Source organism: Salinimicrobium oceani (assembly GCF_012037645.1).
Map to the genome: position 1 here is coordinate 1 of NZ_JAAVJR010001018.1, position 373 is coordinate 373.

1 protein-coding gene is annotated in these 373 nt (G+C 47.5%); it reads right to left on the reverse strand.

All coding sequences use genetic code 11. The features are described from left to right. Positions 1-373 (reverse strand): fibronectin type III-like domain-contianing protein (locus HC175_RS20560; RefSeq protein WP_209310155.1); only part of this gene is annotated, 373 nt, incomplete at both ends.

Here is a 373-nt window from a genome sequence, read left to right on the forward strand (position 1 = left end):
GTCTTGGACTCTCCCGGCTTTAGATTGATCTTCTCAAAAGCTATTAGCTGTTTTTTTGGTGGAGTAAGGCTCCTTACCTTATCATGTATGTACAGCTGCACCACTTCCTGCCCGGCTATCTTACCGGTATTAGTGACCTTAGTGCTAATCACAAGACTGTCTCCACGACGAAGGGTTTCACTATTGGCTTTGATCTCAGAATACTGGAAGTTAGTATAGCTTAGCCCGTGCCCGAATGGCAGCAGCGGGGAATTAGGAACATCCAGATAATTTGTTTTAAACTTCTGAAATTCCTCGGTAGGCGCAGGTCTTCCTGTAGTCCTTTCCCCGTAGTACACCGGGATTTGGCCCACGTTTCTCGGCCAGCTCATGG